Annotated in this window: 21 protein-coding genes; 13 read left to right on the top strand and 8 right to left on the bottom strand. The window is 68.7% G+C overall.

The window, feature by feature from the left end; genetic code table 11:
• On the top strand, positions 1–735 hold the full coding sequence (locus BLT62_RS03410; RefSeq protein WP_172829621.1) for an IclR family transcriptional regulator: 735 nt from the start codon (positions 1–3) through the stop codon (positions 733–735).
• A 73-nt stretch (positions 736–808) separates the two neighbouring features.
• The gene (locus BLT62_RS03405) at positions 809–1,195 is read left to right on the top strand and encodes a RidA family protein (protein WP_083362795.1); all 387 of its coding nucleotides are present in this window, start codon (positions 809–811) and stop codon (positions 1,193–1,195) included.
• On the opposite strand, the gene eccCa is transcribed toward BLT62_RS03405, so the two are convergent.
• From eccCa to BLT62_RS03380, 5 genes are read right to left on the bottom strand one after another with little or no spacing between them, the layout of a single operon-like run.
• A complete protein-coding gene (gene eccCa / locus BLT62_RS03400) occupies positions 1,192–5,217 on the bottom strand; it encodes a type VII secretion protein EccCa (protein ID WP_231919328.1) in 4,026 nt (1,341 codons plus the stop codon). The two genes, BLT62_RS03405 and eccCa, sit on opposite strands and share 4 nt — an antisense overlap.
• Complete coding sequence (locus BLT62_RS03395; RefSeq protein WP_083362794.1) at positions 5,217–5,894, bottom strand: hypothetical protein; 678 nt, start codon at positions 5,892–5,894, stop codon at positions 5,217–5,219. The genes eccCa and BLT62_RS03395 overlap by 1 nt, the downstream gene beginning before the upstream one ends.
• Entirely contained in the window at positions 5,894–7,174 is a 1,281-nt protein-coding gene (locus tag BLT62_RS03390) for an EsaB/YukD family protein (protein WP_083362793.1), read from the bottom strand. Before BLT62_RS03390 ends, BLT62_RS03395 begins: the two co-directional genes overlap by 1 nt.
• Positions 7,171–7,470, bottom strand: a complete 300-nt coding sequence (locus tag BLT62_RS03385; protein ID WP_083362792.1) for a hypothetical protein — start codon at positions 7,468–7,470, stop codon at positions 7,171–7,173. Before BLT62_RS03385 ends, BLT62_RS03390 begins: the two co-directional genes overlap by 4 nt.
• Positions 7,467–8,360 (bottom strand): FHA domain-containing protein, encoded by an 894-nt coding sequence (locus BLT62_RS03380; RefSeq protein ID WP_083362791.1) that lies wholly within the window; start codon positions 8,358–8,360, stop codon positions 7,467–7,469. Before BLT62_RS03380 ends, BLT62_RS03385 begins: the two co-directional genes overlap by 4 nt.
• A 115-nt stretch (positions 8,361–8,475) precedes the next feature.
• Here BLT62_RS03380 and BLT62_RS03375 point away from each other — a divergent pair, with 115 nt between their 5' ends.
• The 11 genes from BLT62_RS03375 to BLT62_RS03325 all read left to right on the top strand — a co-directional run bounded on the left by BLT62_RS03375 (position 8,476) and on the right by BLT62_RS03325 (position 15,791).
• On the top strand, positions 8,476–8,799 hold the full coding sequence (locus BLT62_RS03375) for a hypothetical protein (RefSeq protein WP_231919327.1): 324 nt from the start codon (positions 8,476–8,478) through the stop codon (positions 8,797–8,799).
• Between the two features lie 20 nt (positions 8,800–8,819).
• Entirely contained in the window at positions 8,820–9,134 is a 315-nt protein-coding gene (locus BLT62_RS03370) for a pore-forming ESAT-6 family protein (RefSeq protein ID WP_083362789.1), read from the top strand.
• 13 nt (positions 9,135–9,147) lie between these two features.
• On the top strand, positions 9,148–10,203 hold the full coding sequence (locus BLT62_RS03365) for a DUF6177 family protein (RefSeq protein ID WP_156786224.1): 1,056 nt from the start codon (positions 9,148–9,150) through the stop codon (positions 10,201–10,203).
• Positions 10,203–10,562: a hypothetical protein gene (locus BLT62_RS03360; RefSeq protein ID WP_083362787.1), complete on the top strand. Its 360-nt coding sequence runs from the start codon at positions 10,203–10,205 to the stop codon at positions 10,560–10,562. The genes BLT62_RS03365 and BLT62_RS03360 overlap by 1 nt, the downstream gene beginning before the upstream one ends.
• On the top strand, positions 10,559–10,915 hold the full coding sequence (locus tag BLT62_RS03355) for a DUF6507 family protein (protein ID WP_083362786.1): 357 nt from the start codon (positions 10,559–10,561) through the stop codon (positions 10,913–10,915). The genes BLT62_RS03360 and BLT62_RS03355 overlap by 4 nt, the downstream gene beginning before the upstream one ends.
• Positions 10,916–10,917: 2 nt before the next feature.
• On the top strand, positions 10,918–13,371 hold the full coding sequence (locus tag BLT62_RS03350) for a glycohydrolase toxin TNT-related protein (protein ID WP_083362785.1): 2,454 nt from the start codon (positions 10,918–10,920) through the stop codon (positions 13,369–13,371).
• 39 nt (positions 13,372–13,410) lie between these two features.
• On the top strand, positions 13,411–13,956 hold the full coding sequence (locus BLT62_RS03345; RefSeq protein ID WP_083362784.1) for a hypothetical protein: 546 nt from the start codon (positions 13,411–13,413) through the stop codon (positions 13,954–13,956).
• A gap of 40 nt (positions 13,957–13,996) precedes the next feature.
• Entirely contained in the window at positions 13,997–14,425 is a 429-nt protein-coding gene (locus BLT62_RS03340; protein ID WP_083362783.1) for a glycohydrolase toxin TNT-related protein, read from the top strand.
• The gene (locus BLT62_RS03335) at positions 14,422–14,949 is read left to right on the top strand and encodes a hypothetical protein (RefSeq protein WP_083362782.1); all 528 of its coding nucleotides are present in this window, start codon (positions 14,422–14,424) and stop codon (positions 14,947–14,949) included. Before BLT62_RS03340 ends, BLT62_RS03335 begins: the two co-directional genes overlap by 4 nt.
• Before the next feature lie 150 nt (positions 14,950–15,099).
• On the top strand, positions 15,100–15,273 hold the full coding sequence (locus tag BLT62_RS03330) for a hypothetical protein (protein WP_197675161.1): 174 nt from the start codon (positions 15,100–15,102) through the stop codon (positions 15,271–15,273).
• Entirely contained in the window at positions 15,270–15,791 is a 522-nt protein-coding gene (locus tag BLT62_RS03325; RefSeq protein WP_172829620.1) for an Imm61 family immunity protein, read from the top strand. The genes BLT62_RS03330 and BLT62_RS03325 overlap by 4 nt, the downstream gene beginning before the upstream one ends.
• Here BLT62_RS03325 and BLT62_RS03320 read toward each other — a convergent pair.
• Genes BLT62_RS03320 through BLT62_RS03310 form a run of 3 tightly spaced genes read right to left on the bottom strand, consistent with a single transcriptional unit; the run spans position 15,788 to position 18,086 of the window.
• Positions 15,788–16,759, bottom strand: coding sequence for an SDR family NAD(P)-dependent oxidoreductase (locus BLT62_RS03320; protein WP_083362779.1), 972 nt, complete (start codon positions 16,757–16,759; stop codon positions 15,788–15,790). The genes BLT62_RS03325 and BLT62_RS03320 overlap by 4 nt on opposite strands.
• Positions 16,756–17,076, bottom strand: coding sequence for a chorismate mutase (locus BLT62_RS03315; RefSeq protein ID WP_083362778.1), 321 nt, complete (start codon positions 17,074–17,076; stop codon positions 16,756–16,758). The genes BLT62_RS03320 and BLT62_RS03315 overlap by 4 nt, the downstream gene beginning before the upstream one ends.
• Before the next feature lie 59 nt (positions 17,077–17,135).
• The gene (locus BLT62_RS03310) at positions 17,136–18,086 is read right to left on the bottom strand and encodes a DMT family transporter (RefSeq protein ID WP_331710515.1); all 951 of its coding nucleotides are present in this window, start codon (positions 18,084–18,086) and stop codon (positions 17,136–17,138) included.
• Between the last annotated feature and the right edge of the window lie 125 nt (positions 18,087–18,211).

Raw genomic sequence — 18,211 nt, 5'->3', positions numbered from 1 at the left:
GTGTCACAGACAATCCACCGTGCGACCGAGATCATCGAGTTGCTCGCCGCCAGCCCGCGCAGCCTGAACGAGGTCGCCACCCACTTCGAGGTGCACCGCACGACCGTGTTCCGCCAGCTGCAGACGCTCGAGCGCGCCGGTTTCGTGATGCACCGAGCCGACGGGCAGTACGCCATCGGCACCCGCATCATCGCGATCGCGCAGCAGGCGCTCGACAACTTCGACCTGCGCCGCGTCGCCCACGAGGAGCTGCGGGCCCTGCAGCGCCGCGTCGGCACGACCGTGCACCTGGCCCAGCTGCTGGAGCGCAGCGTCGTCTACATCGACAAGGTCGAGGGAGATTCCAGTGTGCGCATGTACTCGCGGATCGGCCTGCCGGTGTTGCCGCAGGCCACCGGGGTCGGCAAGGTGATCCTGGCGCAGCTGCCGAGCCAACGCCGCGACGAGCTGCTGGCCGGCACCGAGTGGACGGCGTTCACCGGCACCACGCACACCTCCCGCGCCAGCCTCGACGCCGATCTCGCCACGATCTCCGGCCGCGGGTGGGGCGTCGACGACAGCGAGTTCGAGGACTTCATGAACTGCATCGCCGCCCCCATCGCCAACTCCACCGGCACCGTGCTCGGCGCCCTCTCCATCAGCTCTATCAAGGTCGTCAACGACCTGGACGCACTCCGGCGCCACCTGCCCGACCTGCTCGACACGACCGCTCGCATCAGCGCGCAACTGGGCTAGTCCCGAGCGGATGCCGTGTGCGACGGCATCCGCGCTCATACTGGTTCGCACTCACTCACAGCAAGGAATCCTCATGACCAAGCAGGCCATCACCATCCCGAACGCCCCGAAGCCCGCCGGGCCCTACAGCCACGGTGTCGTCGCCAACGGCTTCCTGTTCACCGCCGGCTTCGGCCCGCAGGACCCGGCCACCGGCGAGGTCGTGCCCGGCGGCGTCGCCGAGCAGACCGCCCAGGTGCTGCGCAACATCCAGGCCGTGCTGAACGAGGTCGGCGCCACGATGGACGACGTCGTCAAGACCACCGCGCACCTGCAGCACCTGCACCGCGATTTCGCCGAGTACAACGTGGCATACGCCGGCTTCTTCAGCGAGCCGTACCCCGTGCGCACCACCGTCGGCAGCGACCTCGCCAACATCCTGGTCGAGATCGACGTCGTCGTCGCGCTGCCGACCGCCTAGCCCGCCACCACGGTCGTCTCCGCCAGCGCATCGAGCGCGGCTTCAGCCCCGTCCTGCTGCGGCGGGGACTCCTGCCGGTGGGCGATCTGCACGAGGCGGGGCGGCTGGCCGCGGCGCACGAGCTTGGCGCGGCCGGGCACGGCCTGCCCGGCGTGCACGCCCGGCCAGAGCGGGCCCTCCGCCCGCTCACCGGCGAGGATGACGCCCGTGCCGCCCGTGTCTTTGAGCGTCTGGATGGTGTTCTCGTAGAGGGCGCGGGCCGAGCCGGCGACGGGCCGGGTGAGGACCACGTTGAAATTGAGATCGCGCGCTGACGCCAGGTAGGGCATGAGCGGCTCCAACGGGTTGTTCCCGCCGCTGGCCAGCATGTCGTAGTCGTCGATCAGCAGGACGATGCGCATGGAGGCCGGCTCGCCCTCGTTCTGGCGCTTGTCAAGCTCGCTCGCCAGAGCGGCAGCCAGTTGCCGGGCGCGCGTGAAGTTCTTGGCCTCGCCTCCCAGATAACCGTCGGGGCAGCTGGCCGCGATGCCGCCGCGGGGCTCCATGATCGCGACCACGAGCTCTTCTGTGCTGTACCGCTCGACGAGCGTCGCGAGAATCTGCCGCAGGAGTGTGGTCTTGCCGCTGCCCGCATCACCGAAAACCAGCACATGCTGGTCGAGGCCGTCGAAGTCGATCATGGCCGGCTCCATCGTGTCTTGCCGCAAGCCGATGGGGAGTTGGTCAGGCGACTCAAACGCGTCGGGAAGCTCATCCGGGTTCAGCTCCTCCGGCAGCAGCCGGATGGGCGATGCGGCCGGCCCATTCCACGCCGCCGCGGTCTGCCCGGCGAGCAAGGTCAGCGATTCACCCAGCTGCGCATCGTCGACATCGTCGATTGCGGGGAGGGCGACGTGGGCGAAGAGCTTGCGGTCGGTGAGAACACGTCCCGGCTGATCAACACGAATGGTCTCGGCAAGCTTGCGGGCGATACCCGAGTCAGCGGGGTCGTTGAGGCGCAGCTCGAAGCGGTTGCCGATGAGCGGTTGCATGCTCATCGGCACTTCGCTCCACCGGGTGAGCGCGAGAACGAGGTGCACGCCGAACGAGCTTCCGCGTTGCAGCAGATCTGAGAGCGGGGCCTCGAGCTCCTCGAACTCGGTGCGGGCGGAGTAGTAGCCGTCAACGAGGAGCACGACGTCGGGCGAGACGATCGTGGGCAGCCTCCCGGCCGCGTGCAGCGTGCGGAAGTGCGCGAGCGACTCGATGCGGTGGCTGCGGAACACCTCCTCACGCTGTCGGAGCATTCCCTGCAGTTCTTCGAGCAGGCGAAGCTGCTCCTCCCGCGAGCCGCGCGTGGCCACACCGCCGACGTGCGGGAAGCCTTCGAGACGGGCCAGGCCCGACCCGGTCAAGTCGAGCCCGTACATGGTGATCTCGCGGGGCGTGTGCGTTGTCGCGGCGCCGGCGGCGAAAGCCCGGAGGAAGGTGCTCCGGCCCGACTGGGGCGCACCGATCACGGCGAAGTGCCCGCCGGCCGAGGTGAGGTCGAGCTCCCACGGCCCCTGCGCTTGGCGGGCCGGCTCGTCGAGGATGCCGAGGGGGATGTGCAGCGCTTGACGCTCGGGGTTGTCGACGATCTGGAACAGCGGAAAGCGCTCAGAGAGCACGGGCAACCAGATCGGTGCGGTGGGGCTCACCCCTGGTCGCAGCCGGCGCACCACCTCGTCGATGATCGTCGCGGTGCTCCGGCGTGCGGGTGCCGCTGCCTCCGGCAGTCCCCGCTCGCGCGCCCGCCGTGACGATTCGATCGTGTTGTAGGTGGGCAGTTCGAACACGCCCCACTGCTCGTCCCCGTTGTCTATGTCGCGTGCGCTCGCGTCGGGAACGGCGCCTGAAACATAGCCTGCCTTGAAACGCGTGTAGACGGTGGTGTCGACCTTGAGGTAGCCGTAGCCGGGCACTGCAGGCAGGTGAAACGCGTCGGGGGTCTCCAAGATCACCGCCGACTCCTGTTCGGAGAACGTGCGCAGGCCGACCCGGTAGGAGAGGTAGCTTTCGAGGCCACGCAGGCGCCCACCCTCGATGCGCTGGCTGGCCAGCAGCAGGTGGATGCCGAGCGCACGGCCGATGCGCCCGATCTGCAGCAGCAGGTCGATGAACTCCGGCTCCGCGGTGAGCAGCTCGCCGAACTCGTCGATCACGAGGAAGAGGTGCGGCATCGGCGCGAGCTCTGGCAGTTCGCGACGTGCCGCGCGGTAGTCGGTGACCGACGCGAACGAGCCGGCGTCCTTGAGCAGGCGTTGCCTGCGCACGATCTCACCCTCGATCGACGCGCGGGCCCGTTGGATGAGCCCGGCATCGTCGGCCAGATTGTCGATGAGCCCGGCGATGTGCGGCAGGGTCGCGAACGGGGTGAAGGCCGCGCCGCCCTTGTAGTCCACCAATATCATGCTGAGGTCTTCTGGTGAGTGCGAGTGGGCAAGGCTCAAGACCAGGGTCCGCAGGAACTCGCTCTTGCCGGAGCCCGTCGCGCCGATGCAGATGCCGTGCGGCCCCATCCCGCCGTGCGCAGATTCCTTGAGGTCGATGGTGACGACCGCACCAGAATCGGCGATCGCGACGGGCACCGTGAGGAAGGTCTCGTTGCTGTGAACGGGCCAATTCTCCGGGGCAACCTGGGCGATCGACTCGATGCCGAGAAGCTCGAGGGCGTCGAGCTCGCGCGCCCCGGCCCCCTCGCCGTCGCGCGAGGCCACGGAGAGTCTCATCGGCGCGAGGCGAGACGCGAGGGACGCGAAGAGCATCGTGCTCATTGCGTCGGGGCGCGCATCCAGCGCTTCCGATTCGTCCGGGCGACGCTCATCCTCCAAACGGATGCCGACGCCCGCGTCGGTCTCCCCTGTTCCAGCCCCGTCCCGCGCGCTCACACTCACGCGCACGCGGGTCTCGCCGGGCTCGTGCAGGCGTTCGCGCACGAGTGAGATCACGGTCACGCCGAGCTGCTGCGGGCTGACGCCCTGCGGCAGGCTGATGCCGCCGGCGCGACGGTCGGTGTCGTCGAGAACGAGCACGAGGGGGGTCTCCGTGCCGGCACGGGAGCCGGCGGCACCGCGCTGGCGGGCGGCCAGCCGGGCCGCGCGCCGGGACAGCTCTGCGTCGAGCAGGGCCGACATGGCGTGCACGTCGGCTGCGATGCGGCGGCCGGGCACGGGCCCGTCCCACTCCGTGAGGACGCTGTGTGGCAGCAACCCGAAGCCGGCGAATTCGTGCAGGCGCGTTGCGGGCGTCACGAGGCCGAGTTGCAGATCGTCGGGCGAGTGCAAAGTGGCAAGTTGCGCGATCAGGGCGCGCACGACGGCGAACGTCTCGGCGGGGTCGCCGACAACGGAGACGATTCCGGCCCCCGCGAGCGAGACGGTCACGGGCATGCCGCCGACCGAGCTGTGCGATGCGGCCAATGAGCGAGCCTCACCCGCCATGATGACGTCGTGCGGTTGCACCGGGTTGGCATCGGCGGGCAGCTCGAGCGGGAACCACGGCACCGAGCCGGCGCCGATCCGCGCGCGCAGAAAATCGGCGTCGCCCCGCCGGCGCTCCCAGAGACGCTCTGGGTTGCGCGCGATCTCGGCCAGAGCGGTCGGCGCAGGGTCGAGCGTCAGCGCGTGGCGGCGCACGCGGGCGTGCTTCTCACGCAGCTCGGCGCGCTGGCCCTCGAGGTAGTCCAGGTAGAGCTCCCGTTCGCGGCGGCGGGCACGGATCGCCGTGCCGCGCTGGCCCAGGGCCATGCCGACAGCGCCGACCAGCGCGACGACGAGGATGACGGCGCCGAGAACGACCATCACCGGGTTCGCGCGAAGCACCACGATCATCGTGATCGAGGAGAGTGAGCCGAGCACGGGCAGGAGTGTCATCAGCGGGATGCCGCCGGGAGGCGCGTCGCCTTGCTGGGGCGGAGGCGCGAGCGGGTAGTCGGCCGGCGGGTCCAGCGGCTTGGTGACACGGGCCGGGCGGTGCACGAGGGTCATGTTGTCGTGGGTCATCAGCGGACGGCTCCCGGTTCTGACGTGCGCAAGAGGGCCGCTGCCGTCTGCAGGGCGCCTCGCCGTGTGCGGCTGTTCGGTGCGGCCCGTGTGGCGGCGAGCGCCCTGTCGTGCGGAATACGCGTGACCGGGAACGGCAGCCGTGCGGCGACGAGGGCGGGCCAGGTCGAGTTGACGTTGAGGGTGTCGACGAAGGTGACGATGGGGCGGGGCGCAGCGGGGTGTGCATGCAAGCCCCGCGCGAGGGCAATGACCTGCTCGGCAGCGGCGCGGTCATCGGACGTGACCAGGCAGAGCACGTGGGCCGAGTCGGCAACGGCCGTGAGGTCGTCGATCCCGGCGACGTTCCCGCCGTCGGTGAGCACAATGTCGAAGTTGCGCGCGATGGGTGCAACCTGCTCTTCCCAGGTGCTGCCCGAATCGATCGAGAGCGTTTCGATTCCGCGGGTGTTGGCGTTGCGGAGCTTCGTGGCGGCGTGGCCGATTCGGCGTTCGGCGATGAGGATGCGGCCACTGCGGTTGCGCGCGAGCGATTCGGCGACGAGCACGGTCAGGGTGGAGACCCCGACGCCGCGGATGAGCGAAGCGACGGCGAGCCGCCTGACCGCGCCAACAGGAGCTTCGGCGCCTTCGGTGGCGTCGATCAGCTCCGCCTGGGCGTTCGCGGTCCACAACATCAGTTGAACGCCCCGAGCGCGAGTTCGTAGACGCCGAAGATGCCGAGCACGGCCGGCACGAGCGCCAGGACGGCGAGGCCCTCGACGAGGTCTCCACCGCGGCGCAAGCGAATGCGCGTGTGCGGCCGCGGCGACAGCGTCCCCGCGAGAACGGCACCGGCCATCACCGCCGCGAGAACGAGCGCCCCCGTGCCCGGCGCCTCAGCGACGCGCGGGCCCATCCCGAGGAACATCGCCAGACCGGCGGCCCCCCAGAGCGCCCACGCCTGAACGGCGAGTGGCATGACACGGGTGCGCAGCACGAGCACGGCGGCGATGCTGACCCCGAGTATCAGGGGCCACAGGCCGCCATCCGCGAGCAGGACCGTGACGGCGACCGCGCCGGCCGCGGCCAGCGCGTACACCGCCCAGCCGAACAGCCGATATGCCTCGACGACGCGTGAGCGCACCGTGAGGCGCTCGGCGGGGACTCCCGCGATGACCTTGTCGTCGAGCGTCGCGAGCCCGGAGGCGTTCAGAGCCAGGGCGGGCAGGAAGCCCAGCCCCGCGACAACCGCGACTCCGAGAATGGCGGCTGCCTCGGCATCAGTTGCCCCTATCAGGTGTGCCCCGAGGAAGAGGAGGCTGAGCACCACACCGACGGCCGCGCCGAGGAGGGAACTGCGCCCGCCCAGGGCGGCCAGGGCGACCCAGCCGAGCAGCAGGCCCAGCTCGACGATGACGACGGGGGTGAGCCCCGCGCCCTGACCGAGCAGATCGGCAAGCCAGACAGTGGTCGCCGGCACGGCGCCGACAGCAAGCGCCGCGCTCAGGACGGCTGCCCGGCGAGCACCCCGCGCGCCGAGCAGCACTGCGGCAACGGCCGCGAGCACGTAGACGGTCGGCGCAAACCAGGCGCCCAGATCGATCAGTGCAACGGATGCCCCGAGCACCAACGCCGTGACGGCGGTGCGGTGCCCGCTGCTCCAGCGGCCGGTGGCGGTGTCGAGGGTCTCGGCGACGGCGGCCGTGACGTCAGAGACCTCGGGCGGCGGCGGGGCGTCGGCCACGGAGACGAGGCGAAACACGCTGCCGTCGACGACCGCCTGATCGGCGGTGCTGAGCGCCAGCTCCACCTCGTCGCCCAGGCGCCCGACCAGGGTGAGCCCGCTGGCCGTCGCCGGCTCGTCGATGACATCGGCGATCTCGGGGAGCAGCGCCGCGAGCGGCTCGTCGGAGGGGAGAACGAGGGTCGCCTTCTTGACCGAGCCGATGACGGTGATGCGGGTGAAATCGGTCACGGATTGGTTCCTGTCTCAACGGCGGATGCGGGCTGCGGCTCGGACGTGCTGGCGGGGCTGGGCGCGGGTGTGCTCGCCGCTCCACCGCGGGACTGCGGCAGCACGCTGATGACAAAGGAGACGCCGACGCAGACCGCCACGGCAACGGCGGCGAGCACGATGCTGCCCATGACCTTGCCGGTCAGGGTGGAGATGGTGCGGCGCGTTCCGAGCGCCCCGGCGAGGAAGGCTCCGCGCAGGCGCTCCCGGTGAGTGCGAACCGTCTCGAGGAGCGCGCTGTCATCGTGACTGCTCATCGGCGGGCCCCCTCACGGCTGTGTGCGCGATTCTCGACCCGGAAGACATGGTCGCCGGCAAGGATGCGGGCATCGGCCGTGACAGCGGCCCGCTCGTACGGCACGAGGGCGTCGTCATCGATCTGGGAACCGTTCGTCGAGCCCAGGTCGGTGACGAAAACCGACCCGTCCGGATCGATGTCAAAGCGCAGATGGCCTTTGGAGAGCAGTCGGCCGAGGTCAGGAACGGCGACGGCGGTCTCACCCGGGTCCACAGCGGGGTTCCGGCCGACGACGAAGGTCCCGGTGAGGGGCACCCGCCGCTCCTCATCGATGATGAGCACCCAGCCCTTCCGTTGCGGCGCGACGACGTCGTGCCCAGCCGCGACCGTGCGCTCGCCGAGCGTGACCTCAACCGGGGGAAGCTGAGGCGCCACGGGGTCCTCACCCCTGCGCAGATCCGCGAATTGCAGAGACTTCAGCCGCGCCCCTGGCGCTGACCACGTCACGCTGGAGACCAACCGCACGCCGGCAAGTCGAGCGCCAACACTCTGCCCGGTGTAGAGCAGCACGTAGACGTGCGCAGCGGCGGCGAGGGCGACGACGGCGGAATAGACGATCCACAGGTTGACGTCGTGAGCGCTGATTCCAAGCAAGACGGCCCCCGCGATGAGAACGGCACCGAGAACGACATCGACGGATACTGCAGCCGCAATCTGCGGCATGCGAGCCAGCCGGATGCCGCCCGTCGCGCGCGCGCGAGGAAGCTCGGTGCGGCGCAGGCGAGGCGCACCGCACCGGGTGCAGAACTGGCTGCCGGCCGCGAGCGCCGCCCCGCACTGGCCGCATGAGGTGCCCTGCGTGCCGTGCCTGGCGTGCGTGATCTGCGTGGCGTGCGTGGCCTGCGCCATCCGTTTTCTCCCCCGATTTGCGGCACCCCCCAAACTAGGCACCAAAGTGTCGCATCCCTACGCTAGCCTGAGGAACTCAAACTTACTGAAGGGAACGTGGCTCGTGAAATTTGTCATGGGGGCAGACACTCTCGCCCAGCTCACGAAAAAGACCTCATCCTCCAGCGACGACATGGGGGCGCTCGTCAAGCAGCTCGCCCAGGCCGCCGCGCCGCTCGAGGGAAAGTTCAACGGTGCCGGTCGCTCGGCATTCGACCGGTTCAAGGCCGAGACCGATCACATCTCGATCGAGCTGAACGCCGCCCTGGCCGCTGTGCTCGCCGGAATCGCCGGCATGGACCGCTCCTACAAGGAGGGCGACAGCAGCATGGCCGATGAGACTCGGTCGACGGAGTCCTCTGTTTCATTCGACGCCGCGCGCTTCAGCTCGTCGCGCTAACTCTGAAAGGCTGACAACTTATGTCTGGAAACCAGATTGACCGTCGCGATTATGACCTTTCAGCGTCGCAGTCCGCTCAGGACAACTTCAATGCCGTGGCCGGCCGCCTGCTCTCGCTGATTGACCAGCGTGACCAGGACGTGCGCAACGCGATGTCCGACTACGAGGCGACCGGCGTTTCGGCTGAATACTCGGCCAAGGAGCTCCGTTGGAAGAATGCCGCGGACAACGTTCGCAGCATTGTGGCCACGCTGCAGAACTCCTTGGCGAAGAACGATGAGACGGCACAGGCCGCTGTGAACAAGGCGAAGTCTGCCGTCGCGAACATCGGCTAACCCCGCCATCCAGATGGCAGATTTCTCGCACCCTCTGCTGGACTACAGGCAGGGCCCATACGCGTGCTCCGAGACGCGGGCGTCCGTGGTCTACCTGAGCGAGGCTCTCACCGATTTCCTGGTGGCGGCCTCGCTGGCCGGTCTCACGCCGGTGATTGTGTCGCGCCACGACGCGGAGCTCACCTTCGCGCTGCGGTACTACCTCTCGCTGCACGGCGGAGCCCGTCTCGTGCGCGATGCCAGCCGCGAGTTCATCAATCCGGCGACCGGCGCCAGGGGCGCGAGCGCACCGGCCGTGCTCGACCCTGCCACCGACCTGCGCGAAGCGGGCGCGTTCTCTGCCACGCCCCCTCCTCTCACCGGCTACCCGGCGCCCGAGGTGCTCACCGCCTCGGTCGCCCTCTCGGCGCACTTCGCGCCGCACGACGACAGCCGGGTGGGCATCGCGGCCGATGCCTTGGCGCACGGCCTGGTCGACTCCACCGTTCTCGCGTGGGGGGCCCACGAGCCCGCTGCTCTCACATGGGACGTCGACGGGTTCACGAACTTCGCGCGCGCACACATGCCCGACGGCATCCGCGCTGTGCTGCAGGGTGGCGGCGGTGCGTTCCAGGCGGTGTCCATCGTGCGCCGCACCCGCATCGGCATCGAAGAGACTGTGCTTGCGCAGGCACCGTTCGCTCAGCTCGGAACGAGCCAGGACGAACTGGCCCAGCGGGCCGCATCCGTGCTCGAATCGATCACAGAGACGCTCTCGATGCCGCTCGTCGGCTCGCTCACCATCACACCGGGCTGGCGGCAGAACTACGCGGCGAGCGCGCCCGACTTCTCGGCCGTGCCCGCCGCCTTCCTCATCGGGCCGCGCGCCGTGCGCGCACTCGATGCCAATCTGAGCGCGTTGCAAGCCACGCACCAGATCTCGGAGGCCGGCCGCAAGAAGCTGCCATCGCTGATCGCCGGAGTCGGACGCAACGGCACACCGCCGTGGCAAGAGGCGCTCGAGATCGCCGAGGCATTCGGCGCAGAAGCCATCGCCCGCGCATACGGCCTCGACAGGGAGGAACGCTGATGCCCGTCGAAGCCGTGCTCCTCACGCCAGGATATTTTGACCTCGACACTTTGCGCGGCGTCGGGGAGGCCCTGAACCCGCCCCTCACCGTTGTCGAGAGCGACAGCGGCGGCTACGTCGTCTTCCGCGATTTCGCCGGCGAACCACAACTCACTCTCGGTCGAGCCCGTGTCGTGCAGAGCCGGAGCGACCTCGTGCGCCTGCTCGGCGTGGAGGCCCGCATCCCCGAGGCCACGACGGCGATGTACGAGGGCTTCATCCACTACTACAACTTTCGCGACGGCAGCGGCCTGAGGGTGCTCGCGGCGCTCGAAGAGCTTGCAGGCGGCTCGTTGATCCTGAGGGGGATTCCGCAATGACCAGCTGGCAGTTGACACCCGCGGGGATCCAGAAGACCTTGGTCGATACCTCGGCCGAGGTGGAGACCCTGGCCGCCGCCATCACCACCATGGCAACCGCGATCTCGGAGCCGCTGCAAACGGGTTGCGGTTTCGACGGCATCGTCTCCGGCGCTGTCGTGGGCTTTCTCGATGAGCAGGTCGCCTCGCGTGTTCAGCCCGCGATGAACCGTTACGGCGCGGCACTCCAGGCGACGGCGTGCGCGACCAACGCCTATTTGACCGGGGACGAGGAGATGGCCATCTCCACCCTCGCGGCGACAGAGAAGGCCGCGGACACGGGCGACTTCAGCGCGATCGGGGGCGGGGCTTAACCATGCATCAACGCGATGGAGGCGGCGGCTCGAAAAACGTCAGCCGCAGCGACGGACTGATCATCCCGGACAAGATTCCCGGCGACGACCTGTCGCCCACCGGCATCCGAACCTCGGCAACGGCCATGCGCACCGCGGCGACGACGCTGCGCACCCAGTCGACTTCGATCGACTCGACCTGGGCGGCGCTGCCCGCCTCATTCGTTGCGCCGGATGCCGGGGTCCTCTACGCGGCGATGGGTCCCGCCTCAACGAAGGCCCGCGACTTCGCGGGCAAACTGACGCGCGTCTCTGCAGCGCTCGACGTCTTCGCAGATGCCGTAGAACCCATCAAGAAGACGCTCGCCACCATCAAGGCCGATGCCATCACGTTCACCAACGAAATCGGGCAAGACGGTCTCGTGTGGATCAACGCGCGCGCAACCAAGGCCTACGAATGGGATTCGAACGCGAGCTACGCGAGTGGCTCATACGGCTATGCCGCCGGGTACTCGTACGGGGCGACGTCGACCGGTGGCGCCACCACAACGGTCCAAGACCCCGTCAGCTACCTCCGCGGGCGTGGCGAGTCTGCCCGCAACCACGGCGGAGTCGTGCAGATCCTCGCGTCATGGACGGAGTCCGGCCACCACGTCAACGCCAACAACGATCTCCTGGACCGCGTCGCCGACGCCTACGCGAAAGTCAACGCGGCCGAGGTCGAGTGCGCCAACACGATCAACCGAGAACGCGACATCTGCGCCGCTCCCCTCGTGGCGGTCGAGGCCTGGCAGCTCAAGCAGGAGGGCGACAGCGTCGCCGAGCTGCCCTGGGGCCACCGCGTTGAGCAGGACCGCAACTGTGGAGAGAACTTCGGCAACGGCATCGTGATCGGCGCCAAGGGCACCGTGGAGGGTTTGGGCTCGCTGATCAGCTACAACCCCCTGAAGGGCGAGTGGGGGGACTGGGAGCACGCCGGCCAGGCTTGGACGGCCACCGGCACGGCGCTCGGGTCGCTCGCGCTCAACCTCGCACCGGGCGCTCCCCTGCTCGCGGCGCTCGGCGTGCCCGTCTTCGTTGACGCGCGGGACACGAGCGTGGAGATGCTCAAGGGCCTCGTCGCGTGGGACACCTGGGCCGACAATCCGTCAGAGGCCGCCGGGCAGGTGCTCTTCAACGTCGGATCCATCTTCATCCCCGTCGGTGGGGTTGTGGCCGGCGCGACGAAGGTCATCGGGGGCGCGGCGAAGGCCGGGTCGCTGGTCTCCAAGGTTGTCACCAAGATCGAGACCGCGGTGGTGCACATCGGCGACGCCTTCACGAACACGCTCGAGCGCGTCAAGAACCTGCTCGGCAAGGGCGAGCTCCACATTCCGAAGGATCTCTTCGAGAAGCCGCCGATCTCCAAGATCGACGCGGATGCGCCCGCCGTCCACAAGGTCGACACCGACGGCGGCCTGCACGGCTCTCGGGCCGACACGGACAGCGGCGCGCCGGCACACAAGGCAGACGGCGACACCCCGGCGCACAAGGGCGACGACGGTGCGCCGGGCCACAGGGCCGACAGTGACACCGCCGTTGGCGGCAAGGGCGATGGCGACAGTGTCGCGCCTGTGAAGGGCGATGGCACGCCGGAGGCACCGGGATCGAGCAAGCCCGACGTCGACACTGCCACGCCGCCCAAGGGCGACGGCGACACCAAACCGGTGACAGGTGACAAGACGGTCGACCCAGCAACGCCTGCGCCGAAGGTCCACCATGAGTCGGTTGATGGCAGCGCCCCGGCTGGCGACGGTTGGACTCGCACGTCTGAGGCCGAGGAACAAGCGATGGACGCCGCCGCGAAGGCGAAGCGGGACGGTGAGCTTCAGGCTGCTGGCCTTGCCCCCGATGCCCCCTACGGTGAGGTCCAGGTGAATTCGCTGACCGAGGCGCCCCTGCCACCGAAGCCCGCCGATGTGACGGGCACCGGATACTCAACGGTCAGCGATTCGGCCGCCCCGTGGGGTCGGGACTCGAGCGGAACCCCCTTTACCGAGCAGGAGTACGCATCCCGCTTCACGCAAACCGGCAAGTACGACATCCGCTATCCAGACTCTGCCGGCGTCGAGCACGGAACGCGGGTGACCTACACCGACCCCGCCGCCTACATCAGGGACTTCGGAACAGAACTCGACCGCGTCGGTCCGATGAGCGGCAAGTACTTCGGGGTCGTCGAAGATGGGGTCGCAGCATCCTTTGAGCAGCGTGGGCTCCCCCTCAGCAACTTGGCTGCCGATTACTACGGGGTTTCCTTTACTGAGCGAGCCGCAGAGATCATGAAGGCAAACGGCATTCACGTTGAGATTTCTCGAATCGCTCCTGCCTTCGGCCGCGAAGGGGGCGCGCTCCAAACCCGCTTCATCGATGGCAATGGCAACGTCTTCACCGGTGAACAACTCGCAAGCGGCGAATTTGGCCTTGGCGTCCTCCACTAGAGTCGGCGCACACAGCGCCTGAAAGCGAATGATTCGCACATGCACAATCTGAATTTTGATCCCGTCGAGCTCGCGGACTTCACGGAGGCGGTAGCGCCGGCCAACTGGAAGGTTTTTGAGGATCGCGGTGCGCTCGTCGCGTCGAACGGCGAGACGCACTTCTACATCAGCGAAAATGACACGGGCACTTTCACCATCGAGACCAACGATCGCGATCACAACTCGAAGAAGACGTGGGAGGCCGACCTCTCCACATCGAGCTTCGCGCTCCGCTACCTCTTGATTGCGCTTGGCCGCAGCTTTTCCCCGGCCCGTGCAACCGGTCTTGGCCAGCTTATGCGCCTCGAAGGGCTGCCGGAGGAGGCGTCGGTCGTTGCCGCTCAGCGCGCACCGGGGGAGACATCTTCGTCACGAGACGAACTCTTCTTCGCTGGCAATTACGTGGGAACGTTCAGGCGGTTGGGGCTCGAATTGCATTACGCAGGCCTCGCCGCGGGGCTGCTCCCCCTCGAGCTCCGCCAGATCGCCGCACTTTTTCGCGATGGGACGCTTCCCGAATCAGTGAAGCGAACGCCCAGCTCCTAGACTCCGAATCGCCTCCACCACATACTGACTAAGGAAACACGTGACTCCACACGCTTCGCCTGGCTCGCAACACGCGCCGCTGCCAACGCCGCTCGCGGTGCCGGGCACAACCGTGCTCTTCACCGACCCTGCCGCGTACATCCGCGAGTTCGGCGAGCAGCTCGACCGCATCGGGCGCGTCGACGGGCAGGTGCTCTGGGTCGTCGAGAACGGCACCGCCGCAAGCTTCGAACAACGCTCCCTGCCCGTTGAGGCCCTCAGCCAGCCTCACGCGGTCTATCACTTGGCTGACAGTGCGGTGCAGGTGCTCAACGCGCAGGGCGTTTCGATCGAGGTGTCCCGCGTGGCACCCTGGTTCGGTCGCCCGGGCGGTGCCCTGCAGGTGCGCTTTGTGAAGCTCGGCACCCACTACTCGCGGGCCTTGACCGTCGACTCCCTCCTCCACGAATTCGGAGTGCTCAGCGCATGACCATCACCCTCACGCCCGCATTCGTCGAATGGGCCGAGCTGGCCGGCATCCGCTGTGCTGCAGATCGCGAAGACGTGGCGACGCTCGCCGGGCCCGGCTCCGAATACGTGTACACGATGACCGCCTTCGAGAACGGGATCGTGCGCGTGACCCGCGCCGACCGCGGGACCCCCGATGTGTGGACGTTCGACGTCGCCGGTGTCGAACTGGCCGAGAAGTACCTGATGACGCTCTTCGGCAACTCCGTCATCCCGCCGGGCGCCGCGGCGCCCCAGGTGCGCCGTCCCCTCGCCGTGCGCCTCCTCCCCGACTATGCCGGCCTCGAGACCATCCCCGAGTACGAGACCCGAACCGGCGGGCGGGAGGTGCTCTACCTCGACGGCCAGGGCGCCGGGGCGTTCACCTACGATGCCGGGGACCTGCACCCCGCCGTCACCGCCGCAATCGTCGCCCGCATGGCTCACGCCGACATCGCCGCCGCCTACCTCTCGCCGAGCAACCCGCTCTTTACCCACCGCGCGTAACGCCCGACGCTGGTGGCTATCCGCTAGCTTTTCAGGGTTCGGCAGATCGGAGAACGAACCATGAGACCTCGCGAAGAGTTCTTTTCCCGTGAGGATCGCTACTCCCTCGGCTTCGATGACGAGTCGGGGCGATATGTTGTGTCGTCGCCCGTGAGCACTGGTGTCGTGGATTACGAGGAGTACTTCGAGCTCACCGCGTCACAGTACGCGCAGATGCTCGCCGACCCCGCCACCGCGGTCACATTCATCGAGGAATGCCGTCGTCGCGAGCACGACGATCTGCTCATGCAGCAGCCGGGTTGGAACAGGGGCACCCCGGTGTGAACGCGGCAGTGACAGTACGTGAGGCGTTGAGTGGCCTCGTCGAGTTCGCCGCTCTCGGCGGATGGCAGTGGGCTGAGCCGCACGGGGCGGCCTTCTCGTTCATGACCGGTGATCCTGACGATGTGTGCACCGTCGAGGACAGTGGCTACGTCATCCGGAAGCACGAGCGCGGGATGGTCAGCAGGCCAGTCATCAGAGCTGCTCGCCTGGCTGACATCGAGAAGTTTCTTTCGTTCAGGTATGGCAACGCCGTCAGGCGCGGGAGGGGCCTTCCTGCGCTTTGGCTCGCAGATGCACCAGACGCGGAACTCGGAGCCGAGCAGAATGGCTTCAGCGCGAGTGGGACGCCGGCCGACACGCGCGTGTCCTGGACAGAGCCTTCCGGTCGCCAGGAGGTAGTCCTCACCTACCGCAGCGCGGGCGAGTGGGCGCGCTACGCGCGTTTCTCGGCTCAGGAGATCAGGGACTCGTTCCTGAATCCAGCGGGAAGTCCTATCTTCATCCCACTCTCACGCTAGGGCCGCCCGCCCTCGAGCGCGAAGTCGACACCGGTGAGCTGCTCGGACTCGCGCCAGACGCGCTCCGCGACGGCGCGGTCGGTGCTGGTGGCGGTCGGCTGCTGCAGGGTCGGCTCGCCCTTGGTCACGAAGCGCGGGCCCCAGTACTGGCCGCCGCGCGCATCCGGGTCGGCGATGGCGCGCACGATCGGCCACGCCCCACGGTTCTTACCCTGCGTGATCGGTGCCTGCAGGTTGTCCACGAAGCGCTTGAGCGCGCTCGGCTCGTTGACGCCGGGCACCCGTGGGGTGCGCCCGCCGATCGAGTAGCCGGGGTGTGCGACGAGCGCGCTGGCCCGGGCGCCATCCCCGATGCCGGCGGCGCGGGCCGCGGCGGCGAGCCGCCGGTCGAGCTCGAAGCCGAACACCTGCATCGCGATCTTGGACTGCGCGTAGGCGCGCCACGAGTTGTAGCCGCCGGCCAGCTGCAGGTCCTCCAGCGAGGAGTCCATCAGCCGCGAGATCATCGAGCCGAGCGCGACCACGCGCGCGCCCGGCGTGCGCTGGAGCGCGGGCAGCAGCCGCGCGGTCAGCGCGAAGTGGCCGAGGTAGTTCGTCGCGACGACGAGCTCGAGGCCGTCCGCGCTGAGCTGCCGGGTGCGCGGCGGGTGCACGATTCCGGCGTTGAGCACGAGGCCGTCGATGCGCTCCAACTCGAGCAGTCGGGCGGATGCCGCGGCCACCGAGTCGAGCGAGGCCACGTCGAGGGCGAGCGTGCTGACCGAGGCGCCGGAGACCCGGGCCCGGATCGCGCGGAGCGCGGCATCCGCCCGGCCCTCGTCGCGGCAGGCCAGCACCACGTGCGCGCCGGCCCGGGCGAGCTGCTCGCTGGCCCAGAAGCCGAGCCCGGCGTTGGCGCCGGTCACGACGATGGTCTTGCCCCGCTGCGCGGGGAGCTCGCTCGGGTTCCAGCCGCCAGACCCCGTCATTCGGTGTCTGCGGAGCCGTTCGAGCCGGCGATCTCCTCGTGGTGCTGGATCACCTCGGCGACGACGAAGTTGAACCATTTCTCGGCGAAGGCGGGGTCGAGGTGCGACTCCTCGGCGAGGGCGCGCAGCCGCGCGATCTGGCGGCGCTCACGGTCGGGGTCGGTGGGCGGCAGCCCGTGGTCGGCCTTGAGGCGACCGACGCGCTGGGTGTACTTGAAGCGCTCGGCGAGCATGTGGATGAGAGCGGCGTCGATGTTGTCGATGCTCATGCGGATGCCGTTGAGTTCTTCGCGCGCCTCGCGCTCGTCTGCTGCCATGCATCGACCCTATCGCCCGCGGCATCCGGCCCACGCCGATGTTGCAGCAGGGCGCCGCGTCAGGCGGTGGCGAGGCGCGGGCCGAAGCGCAGCCGGCGCTGGGCGAGCAGGATGCCGAGCAACACGCAGGCGGCGCCGAGCGGCTCGTGCCAGCCGAAGCGCTCGCCCAGGATGAGCACGCCGAGCAGCACGCCGACGACAGGGGTGACGTAGGTGACCGTCGACGCGTTCGTCGGCCCCCAGGCGCGCAGCACGTTGATGTTCCAGATGTAGGCGAGGCCGGTGCCGAGGGCGCCGAGGGCGAGCAGGCTGAGCACGATCGGCCAGGTCAGGGCGACCGGGTGCCAGGCGATCGCCGGAGTGAGCAGCAGCATGATCACGCCGCCGATGCCGATGTTCAGGAACGCGAAGGTGGCGCCGGCGATCGGCCGCTGGCTGAGGAACTTGCGGGTGTAGCCGAAGGTGAAGCCGTAACAGGTGGCCGCGCCGATGCAGGCGAGCTGGCCCCAGAGCGAGCCGGTCAGCGCGGTGTACTGCCAGGGGGCGATGATCACGATCACTCCCAGCACGCCGACGGCGATGCCGGTGATCTGCCCGCGGTCGAGCTTCTCCACCCGGAACGCGAGGGTCGCCATCACGGCCGTCATGATCGGCGTGACGGCGTTGTAGATGCTGGCCAGGCTGGAGGAGACGTACTGCTCGGCCCAGGCGAAGAGCAGGTGCGGCACGACGCAGCCGGTGATCGCGATGACGGTGAAGTGCAGCCAGACGATCTTCTCCCGCGGCAGCACGGGCCCGCCGGCGACCCGCGGCCGGGTGGCGAGCACGATGAGGCCGAGGGTGAGGCCGCCGAGCACCAGACGCGACCAGGCGATCTGGCCGAAGCTGACCCCGTCGAGGGCGACCTTCATGAACAGGAAGCTGGCGCCCCAGATGGTGCCCATCGCGAGGAATTGCAGCGCGATGGAGACCTGGCTGTAGCTGTGGTTCTGGGTGGGTGCGTTGCTCACTCGACGACGTTATCGCTCCGCGCGGGCCCTGTCGCGCGCAGCGGGCGCCGCTCGGGCGCGAAGTCCGAAATGCGCCGAAGAATGGCAGTGGGCGCCGCCCGCCGCGAGTCTGGACTCGCGGCCGA

This window comes from Microterricola viridarii (genome assembly GCF_900104895.1).
GTDB lineage: Bacteria > Actinomycetota > Actinomycetes > Actinomycetales > Microbacteriaceae > Microterricola > Microterricola viridarii.
Note: the sequence above shows the minus strand (reverse complement) of the source record. Positions and strands in the feature narration are given on the sequence as shown.